The organism is Marinobacterium sp. xm-a-127 (genome assembly GCF_013283425.1).
In the GTDB taxonomy this organism is placed as follows: Bacteria; Pseudomonadota; Gammaproteobacteria; order Pseudomonadales; family Balneatricaceae; genus Marinobacterium_E.
Map to the genome: position 1 here is coordinate 341,575 of NZ_WBYH01000002.1, position 19,480 is coordinate 361,054.

At 50.6% G+C, this 19,480-nt stretch carries 1 protein-coding gene; it reads right to left on the reverse strand.

The window, feature by feature from the left end; translation table 11 throughout:
* Positions 1–232: 232 nt before the first annotated feature.
* The gene (locus XMA127_RS05505) at positions 233–19,438 is read right to left on the reverse strand and encodes an Ig-like domain-containing protein (protein WP_173498992.1); all 19,206 of its coding nucleotides are present in this window, start codon (positions 19,436–19,438) and stop codon (positions 233–235) included.
* Between the last annotated feature and the right edge of the window lie 42 nt (positions 19,439–19,480).

Below are 19,480 nucleotides of genomic sequence, written 5' to 3' on the forward strand. Positions count from 1 at the left end.
CCCTAGATTTGCTCTTCGTTTAACTTCATTCGCCTCTGGCTAATAGTGACAACTAGTGACACCAATCCAACCAGGTTTGTCATTATACTGACAATTTGTCACTGATGTCAAACATGTCAGGTATTTTTTGTCACACTCGACTATGTATGACATGGGGTAGATATGCGGGGAACTACTTTAGGGCATAAAAAACCGCCCCGAGGGGCGGCTGTTGGATTCACGGATAACTGAATTACCAGTTGAACTCCCAGGTATCAACCTGTTGGGTTTCTGTGATGTGCGTCACCTTAAGCCCAAGCGAGACAGATCGATCTGACGATGCATCGTTGCCAGCCACATCGACACCGGCAAACGTGACTTCACCACTGGTAATGTCGCTTCCGGTTACTGCGTGGGTCGACACAACCACACCGTCGACGACTAACTCAAGCGAATCGCCTTCGGCTATATCGACAAGCTTAATGACGATATCAGGGGTAGCGTCCGCGTTAACACCACTGTCATCAACGGCGGCGTTAGTTCCGTTATATACAGTATTCGTACCGGTTATTATTTCCTTGAATACTGCATCTGCCGTGTCCGTAGGAGATGCGTCAGTCACAGTTACAGCGTTACTGCTAGTGGCTGAAAGATTACCCGCTTCATCCATTGCATAAGCGTAATATGTACCAGCCGCCAGGCCTTCGGTAGACAGATTGGTATCTGTGTTAGTCGACGTAATGGCGACCCGGTTAACTTTGTCATCTGCCAACGCGACTATATCAGCAAAGGTCGAGATTGCATCGTCGTTATTGTCGTTGATTAGATAGACAAAGCCTTTCTCATCTGACTGGACAACAACATCATCACTAGCATTACTCACAGATTGAGCAGCCATGACAAGGTTAGGATTCGTTGTGTCAACAACAATAGTCGTGCTGTACTCACTGGTCGCATCGTTTCTGACTCGAATCTTCAGGCTGGCACCGTCAGTCAACGCAGAGGCAAAGGTTATCATCTGCCACGGCCTGTTGTCGGAGAGGTAGCCCGAGTTCGAAATACTCGAAGAGGTCCAACTAGAGCCTCCGTCAAGAGAGTATTCAATCTGCTTGTTGTAGAAACCGTCAGGAGCATTGGCAATCGATACAATTGCTGACTCAATTGTTTGGGACGATATATGATTATCATCGAATGTAATCACTTCAGCGCTGTCGATCGTCACCGCTCCTAGACCGTTACTCAGCGTTATATACCTGCTACTGGAAATGGCGGGTGAAAAATCAGTGAAGCCATTTATGGCATCTGCCAACTTTCCAACCATGCTATTGTTTCCAGTGGCGCCACTAAGCGGGAAGGTTACGACTCCCGATGTGCCACCTGCATCTGTATAACTCACCCTCAGGATATCACCGTCCGACAAGTCAACTGTATCAATGCCGTTACTGACCACGCTAACTGAGGCACTCACCATTATCGGCGTGTCCGAGATCAACGTAACATCTAGTTCAAGCGGTTCAGGTACCAAATTGAAAGATTGGTGTGCAGCCGAACCCTTGTTACCCGCCACGTCAGCGATGCTTGCAAGCAGAGTAACCGCCCCACTCTGTCCTGCGAGATCAGACGAAGTCAGGTCGATATCAACATACCCATTTGTGATGTCATTGGCTGTCAATTCTATTGTTGTTAAGGCACTAACGGAGATCTCATCCACCGAGCTCTCGCGATCCAACGTCACAAGGTTGTTCGTCAGGGTAAGCGGCTCAGTTTGATCTACTGGCACGGTAAAGCTGATCTTCGCGCCGGATGAGCCCGGAGTTCCGATCACGGTGATAGTGATTCCACTATCTACACCACCCTGCAATAAGCTGAACGAGGTGCTGCTATCGAACATTGGATAAGAGACGTCATACTCATAGGTGTTACCACCGACCAATGACGGCGCACCACTAACTGACACATCGGACGCGTAATCGTTGATCGTTTGACTAGGTTGAGTAATCACAACAGCCGGCGTGCTTGCGGGTAGCAACACCTCGCTCCACGATGAGCCGTCCCACTGTATGAAATAGGCCTGTGGATTATCCAAGGTACCACGAGCCGCATTATCGTAGTAGCGCGCGCAGTGATAAGTGATGGCTGTATTCTGCAAAAACTCGTTTGCATTTATGAGGTTTATTAGATCGTTAGAACCAAAATACTCATCAAGATATAGACCCGATATAGGTTCTCTGTATCCTGCCGCGGCAAAGGCTGTATCGGTCATCTGATCTGCCGCAGTGATGATGCCATCACCATCTGTATCCACAGCATAAAATGCATCGTGCACGAGATGAGCTTCAATTAGCTTCAAGTTATGCGATGAGTTTAGCGTATAAGTAGTCACATCTGGCGATGCATCGTCGTAGGTTAGATACTCCTTCATTGTCCCGACAACGTTCACGCCACTCATTGCAACGCTGGCCGTAATGGTCTGAGCACCGTCGGCACTATCAAGTTGCACGTAGTCACCGGCACTCGTGCTGCTCGTATCCAAATTGACTCGAACGGTACCACCAGTGGAGTACAAATCGACATCTGTAATGCTCAACGGAGCAGTTACAGGAGCCGTCGTATCAAAAGTTATTGCCTGAGTGAATTCGGCTCCAGTGTTACCCGCCGCGTCAGACACCCGGAACTTCACAGTGGTATCACTGTTGAGATTCGCATCGCTAAAGCTCACAGCAGTAGAACTGATAGCAGTTGCGGCGACCTGGCTCCATGCAGCACCATTCCAGTACTCTAGAATTTCACCAGTAGCCAAGGCTGCCGAGAGTGTCGCACTGATTGTGAGGCCATCTACATCATTGGTGATGAAATCGCCTTGTACCCCCGAGTCATCACTGATAGTTATCGCAGTGACAGCCGTCGTGGGTGCTGTGGTATCCAGCGTGAAAGTAAGGCTCTGACTGGCAGAGACATTCCCGGCAACATCAGTCTGTCGAACCTCAACAACATAAGCTCCATCGGCCGAACCGTCGGTTGCCGGAGCGGTGTAGGTTTCACTCCACGAACTGAACGCCCCCGCATCCTTCTGCACTCGATATTCAACAATAGCGCCTGATTCTGCATTTGCTGGTGCAGTAATAGCGCCAGAGTTAGTTACTGCATCTGAATCATTGCCGGAGACACCGTTGGTACTGTCAACAGCCAAAGTTGCGTTTGGTGTAGCTACAGCCGTGTCGATGGTAATTAACTGCGAATCCACAGTTCCCGCCGTTCCGGCTGAATTCACAACCCGCATCTGTACTGTCGCTGTAGACGTTAAACTTGAGGCATCGTAGCTAACTGCAGTACCTGTTACTGAATCGCTGATATCAGTCCAGTCTGTACCGTTAGTTGAGAACTCAAGACGCTGGCCCGTTGCCAGCGCGGCATCAAGTGTCGCGGTGATGGTTAGACCGTCGTCGTCGCTGGTGATGAAGTCTGGAGTGGACGGTATTCCGGCTTTGACATTAAGAGCAGAAACGTCAATATCTGTCGCAGTTGGGCGAACCAATATCTCACTACCGGAACTGTAGAATTCATCTATCCCTACTGCAGCTTTCCACGTAGTTAACGCTGCGGGCTCGGGATTTCCTCCTCTGAAGGTCTGCAAAATCTGATATTGCAGAGTATAGATCGAATCACCCGGAGCCGGTACCGCAAAATCAGAGGTGTAAGTGGCTCCATTTAACTCCAATGTTAAGTAGTCACCAACCTGTACCGAGCTAATATCAATTAATACGTCCCCTTGCTGTCGATTGGGGTCAGTACTAACTGCAACAGCTAAATCTGCCATAGGCGGATATGCTGAGGTGTCATCCGAAATCGCATCGATCGTAACCGATGGAACTGGCAGAAGAGCGGCTAATTCCGCCGGCGTATCTGCGGCATTAACGCCGGCTGACACTGCCGCGGCGTTTAGCGCAGCAACTTCAGAGACAGCGACAGTACGGCCCAAGCCTATGGCGTTGTAATCATCGGCATCCGGTGCAGCACTGCCCTGATCGTCGATGTAATCCAAAACTACCTGCATCGCTGTCAATTTGGCGTGTGCCGCATCGAGCGCTGCCTGAATAGCCGATGCACTAAGCGTTCCGGTTATCCCACTGACAATCTCATTCGCAAGAGAAACAAGCTCTTGCGTCAAAGGCAGATCAGAAGATCCGTCGTTGTAGGTGTCTATGCCAAGAGCGAGATATCCAGTGAACGCGGGTAACCGAACCGTCGACATAGCCGTAGGATTTAACGCCTCAATAATAATGTTGAGGGATTGTACTCCCCAAACACCGGCGCTATCGATAATGTCCTTGCCAGCATTTGGTACGGACGGAGATGATTGATAATACTGCTCTCCTGAGTATCGTTCCGACACTACATAATCGGTTAAGCCAGCACTAGTCCATGCGTTTGGCAAACCGTTGAAAGCGTCGACAATTGCGTACAGACCGCCGTCAAAAGCTGGATTATCCTCATTTCCAGAAACCGACGTGTTCAAGTCAGTCGTATCAACTGAAATATCGGTACCAGTACCTCCCCTAATTGCTAGCGCAAAACGAGCACCATTAATCGTCGCATAGCGGTAGGTCACATTCGGACCTGAGCTTGGGTCAGGGTTAACATTTCCATTGACGTCTTCTTTGAAAATGTTCTGTGCTTCAGCCAAGGTCAAACCATCATTAGATCTTCCAACAGCGTTATCCCCGTTTCGGTCGAGCAAGTAATAGACTCGCCCACCATCAACGGTCACTGGCAAGATAAGATTGCCCAAACTACCCATATCAAATGTCGACGGTACGGGAGGTGTAACAAACTCTTCAAAGGCCTCCAGCGCGAGCGCAGCCGGCGTAATTGCAACGTTATTGGATAGCGTCACACTAGTTAGGCTATCTGAGTTCCCAGCCACATCAGTGAATTGGAAGTCCACCGTAACATCGCCACCAGCTGCCACTTCGGTATCGCCTGCCGAGACGATGTAGGTAGCTGAATAGGTACCATTACCGTTGTCCGTAACACCTTCTAGCGTTACACCATTGAACTTGGCTGCTGAGAACGTAATTCCAGTTTCGCCGCTCGCGGATGTAAGAGTAATTGCCACCGAGTCACCCACGCCGTAGGTTCCTGGAGCTACGCTCACCGACAGGTCAACTGCAGTATCTAGCGTCAGATTAATCATTTGCGTCGCGGTATTACCCGCAGCGTCAGTGTGCTTCACCTCAACCTTATAGCTGCCATTTGTGGTTGGCGCAGTGTAGGTACCAGCCCAGTCAGAGACAACACTGTCATCAGCTGCATTCAAAATGCGGTACTGCAGTGTATCCGAACCTGTATTTGTGGGTGCTGTAATGCCCGCCGTATCGGTTATGCCATCTGTCGCGCTGCTACCGCTGTCGGTGGTGATAAGCGCATCAGGCATTGGGATCGTTGAATCATATTCAAACGTGATTGTCTGAACTGTAGAAATGTTGCCCGCTTCGTCGGTCTGACGTACTTCTACTTTGTAGTTACCATCAGTTGTCGGCGCTATGTAGCTAGTCGACCAATCCGTCACGACAGCATCGGAGTTGTCAGCATCAAGCACACGGTATTCAACTACCGCCTGCGTCTCAGCATTGGTAGGCGCAGTGATAGCCGCACTATTTGTAAGGCTGTCATTCGCAGTACCTGAATCGCTTGTCAGCGCCGCATCGGTGGTAGCAGGAGGTGTGGTATCCAACACAAAGCTGGAAGTTGCTGCAGTACTTACGTTGCCTGCATCATCTGTCGCTACTACAGATACGGTGATCCTACCGTCGGTTAGCTGCGTCAAATCTGCAGAGGACAACTGTACAAATTGACCTCCGCCAGTTGCTGTCAGCGTTTTCTCAACTTCGTTGGAACCATTAGTGAAGGTTAGAGTGATCTCTGTGCCCTCTTCCGCAGAGACGTTATAGAGACCCTCAGTTGCATTCAACGACGTGATCTCAGTTTCAGTCAATGCACCAGAAACAGCTCCATTAACCGCAAGACTTGGCGCATCTGGAACGACTGTATCAATCACAACAGGTTTCCCGGTTGGTACCGTCTCTTCACCCAGGGCATTACGGATCTTCAGTGTGATCGCCGCTGACTGGGTGAGCGTTGGGTCGAGGTAAGAGACAGACGTACCTGACACGCTAGAGCTTATGTCGACCCACTCACCTGCACCATTGAAGTACATAAGCTTGTGGCCGGCAGCTAGTTCGGCGCTCAGAGTCGCCTTCACGGTCAAACCAGAAGTCTGGTTTACAATGAAATCACTCTCGGAGAAATCGGTGCTAATTACGCCACCTAGTTCAATTTTGAAACCTGTGGTGGACATGTCTGCGCCGTCTCGGTCTGCAACGTACAGATTAGTAATCGAGTTATAACTATTCTGACTTGCGCGGTAGCCAGCGTCCCATACGTATCGGTTTATATCATTGTGAATATTGGTATTACGATCATTTCCGCTCCATGCTCCCTCAAATGTAGCAATTACCCCGGTCGAATCGCTGATGGTATAAGTTCCATCCCCGAAATCCTCAAAGTCATAAAATACAATTGCAGGATCTGTACTCGTGCGGACATCTGAAAGCGCGATCTCACCGGAAACGCTCTCTGTGACGGTATAATCAAGACTATCAAAGGTTATCGTCTGAGTTGGTGTTACAGGTTTCACCTCCTGCAATGCAACCGTCACATCGGTAGTATTGTTGAAGCTATCAGTGAATCCGGCTGTCACCGAGATAGTCTCAGTACCTGCAAACTTCGCATTTACCGCGGTGTAAGTATCAGTGTTGTTTGCTGTCAACTTCGTAAAGTATGTAGCAAGCTCGGTATCGGTCAGTGCTGTACCATCAACCTTCACAACGACATCGGCATTCTCAGTGACTGTAAAGCCCTCATCATATGAGGCATCACCTGAATTCACTACTGCGGTCAGAACTGGGGCATCAGGTGCTGTGGTATCCAGAATTCCGGTACCCGCCAGAGCGGTGGATGCGTAACCTAGGTTACCCGCCGCATCCGTAAGTGCAGCAGTAATGGAGAGGTTTTCGGTACCATCGAATGCATCGGTAATCGCCGTCGCGGTGTAGGTACCTGCAGGACTTTCAATGATGTCAAAACTATCGGTAATGTCGGTTGAACCGTCCATCAGCACCACGGTTGCGTAGTCTTCACCAACGATCGTGAGCACATTGCCGTCTCTAGATAGGGTCGGCTGGTTAGGACGATCGGCATCCAAGCTAAAGCTTGCAATATCAGAGCTGGTAGTTTGGTTGCCGGCCAGGTCGGTGGACGTCACCGATACTGTTATCGTGCCTGTGCCAAGGTTGTTTACATCCCCAGCCGTCAATACCAACTTCTGCGCGCTGCCATCATTGGCTGACAGTGTCTTCGTAACCGAAGTGCTGCTAGATGCATCACTTGTTAGGGTTACTTCGAGCGTTTCACCCTGCCCGCCTTGAACGGTAATGACACCTTCAGGAGCGGTGGCTTCTACGACACTTGCAGCATCATCGCTAATCACCACTGGTATGACGACGGCAGGAGCAGTCGGATTTGTGGTATCAACCACTATATCCTGTGTGGCTGCTGCGCTAGCCTCGCCAGACAGATCTTTCACACGGATTTCGAGTGTATAGGTCGCATCTGCGCTGAAGGCAGTCGAACCGAATGAGATAGCGGTGCCGGTAATAAAGGTATCAGCGATCTGAGTCCAGGCACCGTCATCAATACGGTACTCGGCCAACTGCCAAGCCTTGAGTTCAGCACTCAGCGTTGCAGAGATCGTTTGAGCGCCGGTATGCGAAGTGATGAAGTCAGTCGCAGAACCACCCGCATTATCAGCATCAGACGTATCTGTGCTAATAGAGTCGATGCTAGCGACCGTCGGCAGTGGCTCAGCCACCAGATCTACAAGGCTCTGAACCGCTGACTCAGTGAGCGTTGCCAGATCTTCACCGCTGTCCGTACCAATTGAGCTGTGCGCCAGAATTTCGTTCGCTACGGCAACATGACGCTCTTCGAGTGTTACAGGCGTTGTGCCAAAGTCAGTGATACCTGCCGCTTGATACTGCGTTAGCGACGGTGCAGCGACATCGACACCATCGGCTTGTGCGTATTCAGCGATGGCAGCTAGGGCTAATAGCTGAGCAGAGCCATCGGTGATCAGACCTTGGATATCGGCGAAGCTAGTGTAAGAACCTGACGCGGTATTTAGTTGCTGCAACAGAGCGGGCATAAGCTGTTCTGTGATGCGGGATCCATCGCTAAGTTCAAGACCCGCCTCGCGTAGATCATCGACGGTCGGCTGTGCGTTGCCATTGTCATCAATGTAGGCTGAAATCTTCGCTAACGCGGTTGTCTGAGCCGTCAATACAGATGACGCAATTGCCGCAATCTCAGACAGATCTTCAACATTGCTTAAATCCGTTTCCGCGCCTAGGGCTTCGTTGAACAGTCTCAAGTTGGATGCATCGATGCTCAAGCCAAGCAACGCTGTATCGGTTTCTGACAATGTGACATCCGTCTCGTCATTGACCGTGCCGATCAAACGATCCGTTACTGCGGTGAGTGCAGCGATCTGTGCCACAGTGGACACATCAGTTTCATCCAGACCCGCAATAATCTCGCTGACGAGGTCGGCTTGCAGATCGGCCTGCGCAGTATCAGCACGCAGGGTCACACCAATTTTGGTCAGATCAGTTGCAGCGATTCCGCCAGTGTCGGTTGCTGCAACATCCAGAATGGTCTTCATGCTATTGAAAACAGCTTGGATTGACTCGCCCGTGGTCAGCGTCTCATTGGTTGATTTCAGGGCTGAGAGCACTGCATCCTCGCGGCCTGCAGTTACATCCAGACCCGCATCTACAAAGGTCTGCGCATCCATCGCACTGGTATCAGCATTTACATCGCCAGCTACAGCAATCAGCTGTGCGTGAGTGCTAATGGCAGTCTCCATCAAGCTCTGCAGTGATGACAGATCAGCGACAGCACTCAGGTCCGTCTGCTGCTTAAGTACAGCCTGCAGCGTGGAGAGGTTGTTTGCAGTGATACCGCTAACACCCAGATCTTCAAGATCACTCTGGGCAATACCTGCATCACCATCAACATTTGCGAACAGTGCCGTGGTAAGTGACAACAGTTCGTTAATATCAGCAACGCTTGCAAAGTCCGACTCATCCGCCGCCGCGAGAAGATCACCCACTAGGGTAAGCTGCACTGTTTGCGCGGTTTGATCGGCAACCGGCGTCAAACCGATGGCGGTCAGCATTTGCGCTGAAACTGCACCTGTATCGCTGTCTGCGATATCCAATAGGCTATTAATCGCATCAACAGCGGCCTGCACGTTAGCAAGGGTTGTTGCATTGCTAGTGTTCTTCAGTGCTGACAAGGTCACTGCCAGGCGCGTGTCGTCTAGCGCATCGATACCCATGTTGGCAAAGGTTGTTGCAGTGAGCGCAGAGGTGTCCGCACTGCTCTGCCCGGCAATCTCCGTGATGTCGGCGAAAGCTTGAACAGTGGTGTTCAGTTTGCTCTGCAGATTCGCCAGGGTTGAAACGGAATCCACCGACCCAAGATCGCTGAGCACCTTCTGAAGGGCTGGCAGGTTATCTGCGGTAGCACCTTGAATATCCAAATCTACGTACTCAGCGTCGGTCAACTGAATGTCAGTGTCACCGGCAGCACGTGTCAGAACGCGGTCGACAAGGTCAACCTCAGCCTGTAGTTCATCAAGACGCGCAACATCGCTGAGCGAAAGTGTAGCTAGAAAGTCTTGCAAAATCGCAACCTGAGCGGAATCAGCACCGGTGGTCGATGTCAGTTCAATGCCAATGTTGACGAGATCAGCCTCATCAAAGCTTGGTATACCGGACTGCGCTGTCGCTAAAATAGCGGTGTAGCTGTCTACAAGTGTCTGAACCGTTTCAAGGCTAACAATGTCATTAGGAGTATTAGCTAGCGCGTCTTTGACGGCCGCCGCCATATCATCGCCGGTCATCGCCCCGATATTCACATCGGTCACACCGTCGATACCCATGTTCTGGAAGCTGTCGGCATCCACCTCAGCCAGGGCTGCAGTGACTGCCGCTGCACGCGCATCAGCATCAACGTAGCTGTCATCTTGCGCAGTGGCCGTGAGGCCCACGATCGCATCGAAGGCATCCGAAGCAGTGTTAAGTACCGCTTTGAGATCCGCGTAGTTAACGATGGCATCGCTGTCCTCGCCCTCAGACTGGTCCAGCAGGACTTTCTGCAAGGCGCTCAGGCGACTATTGGCGGACTCATCCTGTAACAGGTCACCAAAGCCCAGCGCGGTAAGATCTGTATCGCTAACAGCCAAAGGAGTAGCTGTGCCGTCAATATCCACAGTTTCACCGTTAGCACGGGCGAGGACTTTCTCAACGCTGCTCACAAAGCTCTCGAGCTTCGCTACGGAGTTGATCATATCAGCCTGTTGCTCTGCAGCCGTTGTCACCGAACTATCTTCGTTGGTGACGTCAGCTTTCGCAGCTGCCACCTCACGCAGGGCACCCTGCAACAGCGTGGTCTGGTCTTCAGCACGCCCAGCATTACTGCTGAGGTTGCTGACACCAATGTTGTTCAGATCTTCAATCAGATCGACAGGGGTCGGTTGTTCGGTTTCGGCATAGACCGTATCGAATATCGCGTTGTAGCTATCCACCAGGGTTTCGATCTGGGTAAAGAGGTCACCCGCAACTTCAAATCCATCGCGCACGCGCGCCAAGGAATCCAGTACCGCGCTGAGATTATCGGCACGCACTTCAGCCAAACCGATATCAGCAAAAGCCTCTAGACCCGGTTCTGCCGCATCAGCAGCCGACGAGTATGCGTGGATCAACGCCGATGCGGTGGTGACTTTGTTCACCAGCGCTTCGACTACAGCAACCGTCATTAGGTCGTTTGCACCCAGTTTGGCATATGGAGGGGTGTTTCTAGTGTCTGTGACCACCTGTAGTTTTGGATGACCCTCACTATCGAGCACTTCAGCGCCTTCGCTATCAAGTACCTTCTCGTATCTCAGCGAGGTGCTGACGATGGTACTGCTTGCCGTGAAGGTTGCTGTCCAGTTAATGCCGTCGGTGCTGCTCCAGATTGGCGCACCCTCGGCAGCAGTGAAGTTACCGCCTACCAGTTCCAGTATGTCGTCTGGCAACTGCCCCACGCGCTCTGGGAAGCTGATCGTCACGACAGAAGACTCCCCAGCCACCAAAGCAGACTCTGTGAATACAATCGTTGCCTGACCCAGCGTATTAGCCAACTGATCAGCGAGTACGCGGTTGATCGCGCCCATTTGAGTGTCGTCGACATTTTGGATATCCAGCGCCTCAAGCTGCGCTGTGGTGATACCTGAGACTCCCTCTGGCGAACTCGTAAAAGTTGCCAAATCAGAGGTTGTTACCTGCACATAATCGCGGTTCAAACTGAGTGTGTCTGTCACCTCACCGACTCGCTCCCAAGTTGCAACCAGACTATCGCCTGATTCAGCCAAAGTGAGGGCAAATGGTAGATCGGCGTAGGCGTCCGCTGCCTGCAATTGCGCAAGCAGATCAGTGATGAGGTCGACCTCGGACACATCTACCGTAAGTACAACATCACCGAACTCCAGACGGACTTGTCCTGGGGAAACGGCAAAGCCATTTTCATCAGCGACACCATCCACCGCAATGCTTTGAACCGCAAAATTAGCGATATCGCCGGCCACATCGATGGTTGAATCGATCTGAGCAGCAGGAAGTGTCTGGGTTAGCGTTGCAACTGCGCTCGATTCTGGCTGAGGCCCAAAAGCTTTGTAGCTAATCTCAACGCTATTGCCGTCGGCACTCAGCGCAACAGTGTAGTTCTTATCGGCATAGCCCGGCTGATCCTTGATTGCGTCTACAATATCAGCTACTGAAATTTGACCCGTTGGACTCTGTTGTTCATGGTCGAAATATTCGGTGAGATCGAGCGTCAGCTCATCGCCGCCAATGTTGATGGCAACAGTCATGGACTCAAAGGTACCGGTAACTGGAGGTATTTGGACAGTTAATATCTGCTTTTCCTGAACCATAGTAACCGCTGTACCTGCCTGCAGCGCAGAGAGATTCTTAACCGCTTCAGCTAGCGTGATAATTTTATCGCGGGTATCCACAGCGGTATCGCCATAGCGACCTGAGAGCCTGTCAAGAAGCTCATTCATGACAGCGCGCTCAGTAGCGGCAGTTGCAGGCAGAATATTATCGACACTGCCAATAATAAACTCATTGCGCGACGAGCTCTCTGCGGGGTTACCTACCAGGTCAGCAGTGCTGGCTTGTACTTCGAAGACAGCACGAGGGTCATCAACCACAAAGGTAGGCAGCTTATTGCCTTCACTATCAATCGAATGAGAAACCGCTATTGCTTGGGTAAGATCAAGTGACCACGCAAAGGATAGCGTTCCATCAGCTGAGTTGTATGTGATTGCGCTCACATCGACAGAGAAGCCAGATGGGGGTACTTTGCCCTCTTTAATTGAGACAACGCCATCTATAATCTCTAAGAAGCTGGTATCCAAAGAGTATTTAAAGCTATCGTCCGCTGAGTTGTTCAGCAGCACATTGAGCTTGTCGCCTGGGCGAATACCCTCAATCGAGCCGTTCACAAGCAGGGGAGCGTCGAACGTTGGTGCGCTTACCGCAGCAACTGGCGGCACAATGTCGACTGCTACTAGAATTGGGGCACTGAAGTCCGCCTCTTGCCATACCTGTGTTTCGCTTGCGGCTATTGCGAAGCTTACAGGGATACTGTCGGCATCGCCTTGTAGCTTAATGATCTCCATCGGCACAGGCACCGAGATCGAGCCATCTTCAGCGATATGAGAGACATCGATTACCACCTTAAAGATATTGGCCTCACCGTCATGATCACCGCCAACGATGTTACCCCAGCGCACAAAGACAGTGTCACCAAGTTGAGCACCTTTAATCGGCAGCGTTGCTGTCTCGGCTTCCGCTAAGTTCAGACCAAAGCCTGAGGCTGCAGCGGCGTCCATGTAGGCAAGATCCATCAGATCGCGGTTTACGCCAACGGAATCAAGTGACTCGATGCTTGATGACGCCTCGAGGGCTTGAACCAGAAGATCAGCACCCGCCTGCGTAATGGCAAACTCTGATTGACCGTCCAATAGAACAATAGCGTTAGAGAGTTCCCATATTGTGCGTGCTACTGAGTCAGTCGGGCCCTGATCTTCGGGATCTTCTGGGGCTGTCTCGTTCTGATAGTCCCGCGCCGAGAGCATCGCGAGAACCTGGCCATACTTAATGGCCTCGGCCGACACATCGGCCTCGCCCGGTTGTGGTAGGTCAAGACCTGTTGCCACCTCTACATCAGCCGCGTTAGTTACCACTGGTGTAGTCGCAGTGATGTCTCCTAGACCAAATATCGAGCCGATACCTTCGTTGTATTGGTTCACTGTGGCTTCATCAAGGCCGACATATGAACCGTCATTACCCTCCAAGAATTTTGCAACGGCCAACTCGGTCAGCGGCGATACGGTCACGTCGACCGCACCCGGCCCTGTGACATTGAACATCGCACGAATAACGGTATCCAGGTCTTTCGCTTCACCTGTGTACTCGTCGATGTAATCAGGATCAGAATTCTCGTCGCGAACTTCAAGAATCACAGGTCCACGATAGCCCGCAGGGTAGGTTTCGCTTGGCGAGACTACGATGCTTGCTTTACCCGTTGCCGGGTCGATATTAATTACAACCCCTTCTTCGAGAAGCGAATTACCCGCTTTGTCTAGCAGATCAATCTGAGCGTCGGAGTTAACGACGAAACCGAGCACGATCGATGGATTAAGCTCGAATGACTGAGTATCGACACGCTGAGTGTGACTGAGATCTGACTCAGAGAGGTTCTGAGCAAAATCGCCTAAGGCATCACTAGCGATGCTTACCTTCAGATCGGCATAGGTCAGATCGGGAATCTGCACGTCTACACTGAAACGCGTCAGATCCATTTCACCCTGTTCATTGAGCTCAAAGCGGAAGTTATCTGCAACTAAACCAGCATTCCAGCCCGCACCTGCCGGTGTTGGCGCGGGCATCGCAACCAATTCACCATTGCCATCTTCATATGCACGAGGCGCGACGGCATTGTTGGCTGGTATAAGTTCGATCGAGAAGAGATCCAAAATCTCAGCTTCGTTATCAGCCACCAGCTGTGCAATTGCAGCAGTGTCTGATGGATCAATACTCTGGTCTGTCGCAAGAATCCAATCAATCACCTCTGAGAATTCAAAGGTGAAGCTGACGGTCTCTAGCGTCTTAACCACATCCACACCGTCATCATTGGCAGTGAAGCTGTCGGTGGCAGCAATAAGTTCCGGCGCTTGAGTATCCACCACCGCCGTGGTGTAGTTACGCTTATCGCTGACCATCTCAACAAGTGCGGGGTTACCAGCATCATCAGTCAGCGCAGCGCCCTGCTCTGCCAGACCGAGAACCTCTAGATCATCGCTGTTGATATCCCCCTCAGCGACGGTGTATTCAAATCGAAGGGTGTCTGTTCCATCTCCTTCAATGTAGTAGGCAAGTTGACCATTGCTCAGGGCCAAAACAGGACCACCAGCCACCGCACCGGCTAGATCTACGAATACCTCTGTGTCGAAAGCTACTTCAAAAGCGATTGTCGTTCCGGCTTTGTAGTAACCATCGTTGGCTGCGTCTAACTGCGCACCGGTGTCATTCGTTGCAGTCGTCTCAACGATGCTGACCGTCTCAACAATCGGAGCATCGGTATCGACTTTTACCGCACTACCAGAGCCTGTTAGTACCTCGTGGGTTAATAGCTGCGAGCCATTGAGCAAATTACCGGCATGGTCAATGATGGCAGCTCCGTTCATTCGAACAGAGTTAACGCTAAGTGCATCGCTAGAGCTATCACTTTCGCGCACGTCGTACCGGAAGAGCAAGGTATTAGAGTGACTACCTGAAACGTAGACCGCCTCACCTCCATTCGAGAGTTCTAGCGTCGGACGACCGGCGCTCGTATCAACCGTGAGCCATTCATCTGCTCGCATCTTGATCCAGACTGCATCGTCGGTGTTGTACTTACCGATCTGATCGGGGTTCGCCTCAGAGGCGTTATAAGTTGACTCAACTACGCTAAAGGTATCTACCTTAGGACCGGTTGTGTCGATAATAACCCGAGGGAGCGCGTCTCTGATGTCATCACTGATGATCGGATTCGCGGCGTTTCCAGCAATGTCGATGATACTTTTCGTCTCATCAACTAGGTTGTTCAGCGTTAACTGACCGGGGACTGTATCTTCACTAACGATATACTCGAAGTTCCAAGTGTCAGTACCCGCTCCCGATGTATATTTTGCGGTACCAACATTGTTTGTGTGCAAGAATAAGTTTTCACCGTCTCCTCTCAGAAAAGCCTCTTCAGAAAAACGCACACTAAAGGTTACAGTGTCCCCTAGCTTGTAGGCACCGCCATCGACGTAAATCGATTCTATGACGGGAATAGTTGTATCCACCCGTTGAACAAAAACGTCCGACGCGCGGTTGTAGTTTCCGGCACTATCTTTGGCTACGTTCTCCATCACCCTGATGCTTATAGCATCGTTACTGTCTGCAGTCGGTACGACAAGAACGTTGAACTCAATTGGCAATCCGCTCTCATCAAATTCAGTCGGGTAAAATTTATCGATTGTCCCTGCACCCGCGTTCAGACTGACTTTACTCTGATCGAAATCGCTAACAGGTTCGGAGAACCTGATTACAAAGTTAATTTCTCCGCCTGCAACACCCGTAACATCTGAGGTTATCTCAACGGTTGGGCGCAATGTATCGACGGTGAAGTTTGTTACGGTCGGCTCATCCTGACCAAAATTACCTGCAAGGTCAGAGACTTTCGTACTATCGAAAGCAATTTCTCGTTCTCCCGACTGACTGCCCCTATTTGGGGTGTATATCGCTGTCCAAGTGACACTATCGGCAGTTTCGAAGTGACTTAGCGCACCCGCGTCAATCGCAAAGAATTCCGGGCGTACCTCTTTCACTGCTTTATCAAAGGTGATCGAAACAGTAGCCGTCTCTCCAGCGCTGAGGTCCGAGCTTCCATCGTTATCAAGCACAGTTAGGCTTTCGACAGTCGGTGGTGTCAGATCAATCTGCACCGAGTTGCCATCCTTATCTTCGAGTGCACCACCGTTTGGCAAAGTCAGATCGGCTGTTTCGCCGGCAACGACACCCTTGAAAGCCACGTTGTCAGCCCGTAACTCAAACGTCAGCCCACCAGACTCTGCATCCGTCGACTTAACAACATAGGTGAAAGCTAAACGATTGGCGCTTGAAGCCTGAGGATTAAATACAGCTATTTCGCCATTAGAAAGTTTCAGCTCCGGATCATCGCCGCTCGAGATATGCATCTCAACGGGTTTGTTCCATCCCAGAACGATATCAATTACGTCACCTGCCTTGTAATGGCCTGCGGTGACTGAGGTAGTGCTGAAGTACGGGACTGCCGCATCTATGACCACGTCCGACCGATAGCTAAGACGGCTATTCTCACTGAGGATCTTAGGATTAATCTCGTTTCCTGCGCTGTCTGTCAGAATAGAACCATTCGCAATCAGTGCATGTACGTCAAGATCCTGCGAGTCAAAATCGTTTGATGCGACGGTATATCGGAAATTCAGAAAACTTGTGCCACTGCCTGTTGATATACCATCACCTGAGACGTACTCAGCTACTGCACCGTTGCTGAGTGCCAGAATCGGTGACCCGTAGGTCCCATCAATGAAAACGTCTTCACTGAACTGTACTGTTAGCTCAACTGATTGATCTTTTAGATAGAGTTTATCTTCTCCCGCTGATATCGTGACGATAGTCGGCGCTGTACTGTCGAGCTCTACGGCCCCCCAATCCGCTAGATTCGCACCGGGAAGAATTGTTGTTTTCGCTTCGTTACCCGAATCGTCGGTTACAAGGGAATTGTTTCGGACAAAAGCAGTAACGTTTAAAGCGTCTACCCTTTCACCAAGCTCTACTGTGTATTTGAATCTGAGTGTGCCCGAATCAGTTTCACTGCCGCTGTAGTATTCAGCAGTTTGCCCGTTACTCAACGCAAGAAACGGTTCGCCTGCGCTGTTATCGAGGTTCACTGTTTCAGTGAATTCAACATCAATATAAAGGGTTTCGCCCGCCTTAAACTCAAGTCCATAAGTTGGATCTACGTCAGTTACAGGAGTTATCGAACTGATTGCAGGCGGTATAACATCCCAGGGTTTTGAAAAAACGATGTCCTCACTCTCTGTGTTGAGGTTTCCAACGTTATCAGAGATGCGATTCTTAGCGATGGAGAACGCCAAATCACCGACAGGCTCGGCGACTGTTGACTCTACCTCAATCGTGTAGACCCTTCCTGGCTCCACCGTTGTGAAGCCGCTCGTGACTATCCTGCTTTTGCTGGCTGAGTCAAAAACGATATCTGACTCATCAAAACCTGCGACCTCTTCAGCAAAGTCGATCGAGATCAACCGTCGAGTAGCCGACAAAATTTCCTGTTGGAAGCTGGCAATTGGGCCTAGCGTGTCAATTGAGAGAGCATTCGATGTACTTAGACCCGCACCCGCATTGCCGGCAGCATCGGACACACGACTATTATCTAGAGTCAACCGAGCGTCAGTGATCTCTAAATCCAAAGTCGGTGTGAAAACACCCTTCCACGTTGTACTGCGAGTTCCGTCTAACTCAGCAGCATTGACAAGATTACTAAGGGTTCCAAACTCCACGGCAATTGCAGCGCGCGGGTTCGTAACTGGTTCATCGAACGTTACAGTAACACCAACCGTTTCCCCGGCAGTGACCTGATTACTATCAAATCTAATCTCGCCAACAGGACGGGTCACGTCAACTTGGATGTCATACTCAGACGCAATGGATGCAATGTTTCCTAAGCCAAGTGAAACCCGATCACTGCTATCCGTGAATGATCTAAATTCAGCACCTTCAGGGTTGAAAGAGAGCACATCAAGATCGGCAGAATCAGTATCGCCCTCCTGAGCTGTGTAGGTGAAATAGAATACTTTGCCATTTACAGCCCTGGTAAACTCAGCGATTGACCCATTGCTTAAGCCTAAGCTTGGCTGTCCCGAACCATGATTCTCTATGGCCTCGGAAAAATGCACTTGAAATTCGATATGATCGCCAACCGAATACTGGCCATCGTTTGAGTAGATCGCAGTGATGTATGGAGCCCGAGCATTAATCTGCACTGTCTCAAACGCGGGAAGATTATTTGTTGAGTCCAAACGTAAATCGACGCTTTGACCAGCAACACCGGTAAATACCGCATCGTTCTCTGCAACACCTAAAACCGTTAGCTCAGCTGTGTCGCGATCACTCGGCTGAACTACATAACGAAACGTCAGCGTATCGCTCCCCGAGCCGCTCAGGTATGTCGCGAAACCGCCATTTCTGAGAACAAGCGACGGCGTTCCCTGACTTTCATCAATATCTACTTTGCCGGTAGTTCGAACTGTTAGGTCAACAATATCGCCAGCTAAAAACTGGCTCGCTGTGCTACCTAAATACCGAATGCTTTCAATCGTGATGTCGGCTAGCACCTCGGGAGCGTCAATTGAACTACCTTGAGGTCCAAGGGATACATTCGTGGCCGCCGGCAAATCAGGCAACCCAAGGATAGCCATATTGCCCGAGGTATCCTCGATAACCGCACCATTTGTTAGCAAGCTTCCGAGTTGCAGATCAGCTACGTTAACGTCAGCTGTCACCTGTAATTCAAATTGGAGCCTGCGAGTACCAGAGCCTATATTGTTGTAGATCGCGTAAACGTCGTTGAGTGGTTCTCCGTCACTGACAAAGGTTAGCTGCGGCAAACTACCAGCGTTACCAATTGTGACAAAAACCGATTCGTCAAATTCGACCGTGAACAAAACGGTCTGATTTTCTCGGTAGTTACCACTGACAACGTGGACGTTATCAACGGTTGGAGACTGAAGGTCGTCGTCTGTAATCTGTGGGTTAGTAACTTTCGCCCGGCTGCCGCCGACTAGGATCTGGTTATTCGCAGTATTGATGAGTGTTGAGAGTCGTTCTCCATCGGAGTCTTGCAGAGTAGCTCCATCCAGATAAAACCCCTGAACCACAAGAGGATCAATAGAGCGGTGATCTTCGAATACCGTGTAAGAAAAGACCAGCTCATTGGGCGCAGCAGCGTTTGTCCTGACTATGTCCAACTGAGCTTCCTGCGCATTGTTTAGATAAAGATAAGGGGAGGCAGCAGTGCTCGACAGCAAGCTTTTATCAATAACAGTTCCTGCGCCAAATACCGCTGTAATAAGGAGTTCGCCACTCTCTGTGGTATTGTCCCAAACAGTTCCTGTGAAGCTTGAAATATCTACTGTCGCCATTGTACTCTCCTTGCGCTCCTAGCGCCCTGACCCTGCTATACA

Excerpts from the sequence above, each read along its gene's own strand:
- XMA127_RS05505 (WP_173498992.1), bottom strand. The coding sequence starts at position 19,438 with ATGGCGACAGTAGATATTTCAAGCTTCACAGGAACTGTTTGGGACAAT.